Raw genomic sequence first — 3,768 nt, 5'->3', positions numbered from 1 at the left:
CGGCTCCGGGATGCGGCAGAAGATCTCCTTGTAGAAAGCATACTCCTCCGACTTCTTGAGCAGCTCCCACATATGGGAGGGAAGCCGCGACTCGACACCGAACATGTCCTGCTGACGGTGCGCCTCGTTCGGACGAAACACAGTAGGTGCAGGGGCGGCAATATCCAAGAAGAATCTGCAGAAACCCAAGAGGCTTTTTAGACTGGACTCAACTCCGTTAACTCCGTTGACTCCGTGTGAGGCCATTCTTCTCGAGGATTGGGAAGATCCCGGAGGATCCGGCACGAGAAAACTCTGCTAACTCTGGTAACTCTGCGTGAGACCCATCTGTTGCCGACCCTGCTCCATCGACAAAAAATCCGCCCCTCTCCGGAAAACCCGGGGAGGGGCGGATCGTATCGACCGAATCGGGATCAGTGCACCGCTACTGCCGGCACTCGGCGCCCGGTTGCGGCTTGGGCTTGTCGACCACCAGGCGGGCGTCGCGGTTGGCCACCTCTTCGGCCACGGAGCCGATCAGCCGCACCACGCGCACCATCTTGTCGTACTCGATGTACTGCGGCTCGTCCGTGAGCATGTGGTAGTCGCTGTGCCCGCCGCTGGTGAAGAACGTCACCGGGATGCCGAAGCGGGCGTAGTTCCAGTGGTCCGAGCGGCAGTAGATGTTCATGGGATGGCCGTCCGCGTCCATCCCGTAGTCGAAGCTGAAGCCGAAGCCGCGCTCGCGGTTCACCTCCTCCACCAGGTCGCCCAGCTGCGTCGACAGGCGGCGCGAGCCCACCAGCTCCAGGTACGCGGGCCCGCCGTTGGGCAGGTCGCCCACGCCGCCACGGCCGATCATGTCGATGTTCAGCTGCGCCACGATGCTGTCCAGCGGCACCGAGGGATGGTCGGTAAAGTACTCCGATCCGTACAGGCCCATCTCCTCCGCCGTGTGCCAGACAAAGAGCAGCGAGCGCCGCGGCCTGGTGCGCTGGGCGGCAAAGTACTGCGCGAGTTCCAGCATCCCCGCCGTCCCCGACGCGTCGTCGTCCGCGCCGTTGAACACGGAGTCCAGTCGCGCTGGGCCCTCGGCGCGCGCGCGGGCCAGCTCGGCGCGGAAGGCGGCGCGGTTCTCGTCCGTCCACTCCGCCGGCGGCTGCTCCAGCCCCTCGGGGCGCAGGATGCGGTTGAAGGCCAGCAGCGAGTCGTGGTCCACCGCCTCGCTCGTCACGCCCACGTGGTCGTTGTGGGAGCCGATGGCCACGTACTGCCCCCGCAGCGCCGGATCGCTTCCCGGAAGGATGGCGACCACGTTGCGCGCGGGAAACTCGATCGGCCGCTCGAAGAACGCCGCCGAGCCGCTGACCGTGCGCCCCGCGGCGCCCACCTGCGCGCTGGCGAGGGGCGTCCCCAGCAGCCGCGCCGCTACCGCCGTGGTGATGATGAGCCCCGGCGGAAAGCGGCGGGGATCCGGCGCGGCCGGGGCGCCGGCCAGTTCCGTGCGCGGCTCGCGGAAAAAGCCCGCCATCCCCGGCGGGGTGTAGTCCAGCGTGGCGAAGGCCACCCCCGCCGCGTCGGCGTAGCGCTCGTAGGTGCGGCCGCCCGCGTAGAACTGGCTGGCCGGCTGCCCGTCCGGGCCCAGCGGCGCGGCGAACACCACCAGCTTGCCGGCCGCCGCCTCGGGCGAGATCATGCGCGCCTCGTCGCCCACGCGGCCGCCGTACACCACCTGCACGCCGTTCGCCTGAAAGCGGTCGGCGAAGCGCAGCACGCCGCCGTAGGTGGGAACCAGAAGGAAGTCGGTGCCAAAGGCGAACGTGGCGCCGTCCGCCACAAGCTGGGCGCTGGGATCCACCCCGTGCTGCACCAGCGGAACTTCCTGGAAGAACGTGCCGTTGTCGCCCCCGGGCTGCAGCCCCATGCGGCGCGCCTCGGCGGCGATGTAGTCGGTGGCCATCACGCCGCCGCGCGTACCGGCCTCGCGACCCCGCATGCTGTCCGCGGCCAGGCCGTAGATGCGGGTGCGCAGGTCCTGCGCGGTCACGTCGCCCGTGGTGGGGCGCGGGGCAAAGGTGGCCGGGCCCTCCGTGCGGGGCGCCTGGGCCGCCGCCGGCGCCGCGGCAAGCGCGGCCGCGGCGATCGCGGCCAGACGGGTGCGGGGGTTCAAAGTCTCTGCCTTTGGGTGCAGTGGGAATGGGCGGGGCGCCGGCCGGCGCCCCGCCAGGGACCTTCGAAACATCTCAGGAGCGCGTGCGGGGCGCGGACGGACGGGCGGCGGCGCGCGCCAGCGCGTCGTTCTGCGTGCGGGCGCCGCGCAGCACCTCCACCGCGCTCTGCAGTTGCTTGTCGCGCGGGATGGCGCGGCGGAACGCGGCCGAGTCGCCGTAGGCAAACTCCAGCACCCGGTCCTCCAGCAGCCGGTCCACCAGGGTGCCGCCGGCGCGGTAGGCGGCGGGATCCAGCTGCACGCCCTTGCGCTCCAGCCGCCGCAGCAGCTCCTCGCGGACGGGGGCGGCGCGAAAGTCCGGGGCCGCATTCAGCCCCAGGTCCACCGCCATCTCCTGCAGCACCTCGTTCACCAGCGCGCCACGCGGAGCCAGCAGGCGCATCAGGTCGCGCTCGGCCCCGGCCAGCGAGTCGGGGTTCACCGCCACGTCGGGGGTAATGCCGCCGCCGCCGTAGACGGGACGCCCCGCGTCGCTGCGGAAGACCGGCCGCTCCGTCACCGAGTCCTGCGGCACCTCCACCAGCCGGCCCTGCTCGTTGATGCGGCGCTCGCGCTGGATGGTGCGGCCGCTGGGCGTGTACCAGCGGCCGGTGGTGAGCTTGAGCGCCCAGCCGCCCTCCAGCTGAAAGATGTCCTGCACCAGCCCCTTGCCAAAGCTGGTGGTGCCGATGATGACGGCGCGGTCGTGGTCCTGCAGCGCCCCGGCCACGATCTCCGACGCCGACGCGCTCTGCCCGTCCGTCAGCACCACCAGCGGCGCGTCGGGCGCCACGGGCTCCTCGCGGGCCACGTAGGTCTCGTCCGGCGCGCCGCGGAAGTCGGCGCGCAGCACCTGCTGCCCCGGGCGCAGAAAGAGCGAGCTGATGCGCACGGCCTGGTCCAGCGAGCCGCCGGTGTTGCCGCGCAGATCCAGCACGAACGAGGTCGCGCCGCTCTTGCGCAGGGCCGAAACGGCCCGGCGCACGTCGTCGCCGCTGGTGTCGTTGAAGCTTTCCAGCGGCACGTAGCCGATCCCCGGCTCCAGCATGACCGCGTAGCTCACCGACGGGTAGCGGATGCGCTCGCGGACGAAGCGATGGGTGAAGGGGGCCGCGCCGTGGCGCACGTACTCCACCTCCACCGTGGTCCCCGGCGTCCCAAGCAGCCGGTTCGTCACCTGGTCCAGGGGGATGCCCGTCACCGGCTCGCCGCCCACGCGCACGATGCGGTCGCCGGCGCGCACGGCCACCATCGCCGCCGGCGACCCGCCGAACACGCGCGTCACCGTGGCCGTGTCGCGCACCAGCGTGATCTGCATCCCCACGCCCGTGTAGGAGTTGCGCAGCGCCATGCGCGAGAACTCCGCCAGCTCCTCGGGCGAAAACAGGTCCGCGTACGGGTCACCGATCTGCACCAGCAGACCGCGGGCGGCCTTTTCGTACAGCTCCGCCTCGTTCAGCGAATCCAGCCCCACGGTGGCCAGGTGGCTCACCACTTCGTGGAAGAGCTGCTCGCCGTCGCGGCCGCCGTGCGCGCCGTCGTCACGCGCCTGTTCGACGGCATGCGCGCGGGCGACGGCA

Annotated in this window: 2 protein-coding genes; both read right to left on the bottom strand. The window is 71.1% G+C overall.

Annotation, left to right across the window (positions count from 1 at the left end):
• Positions 1 to 424: 424 nt before the first annotated feature.
• Complete coding sequence (locus tag ACOJUJ_RS15820; protein ID WP_420127863.1) at positions 425 to 2,149, bottom strand: M28 family peptidase; 1,725 nt, start codon at positions 2,147 to 2,149, stop codon at positions 425 to 427.
• 73 nt (positions 2,150 to 2,222) lie between these two features.
• Complete coding sequence (locus ACOJUJ_RS15815) at positions 2,223 to 3,680, bottom strand: S41 family peptidase (protein ID WP_420127862.1); 1,458 nt, start codon at positions 3,678 to 3,680, stop codon at positions 2,223 to 2,225.
• Positions 3,681 to 3,768: the final 88 nt, after the last annotated feature.

It is taken from the genome of Longimicrobium sp. (assembly GCF_048594345.1).
In the GTDB taxonomy this organism is placed as follows: domain Bacteria; phylum Gemmatimonadota; class Gemmatimonadetes; order Longimicrobiales; family Longimicrobiaceae; genus Longimicrobium.
Note: the sequence above shows the minus strand (reverse complement) of the source record. Positions and strands in the feature narration are given on the sequence as shown.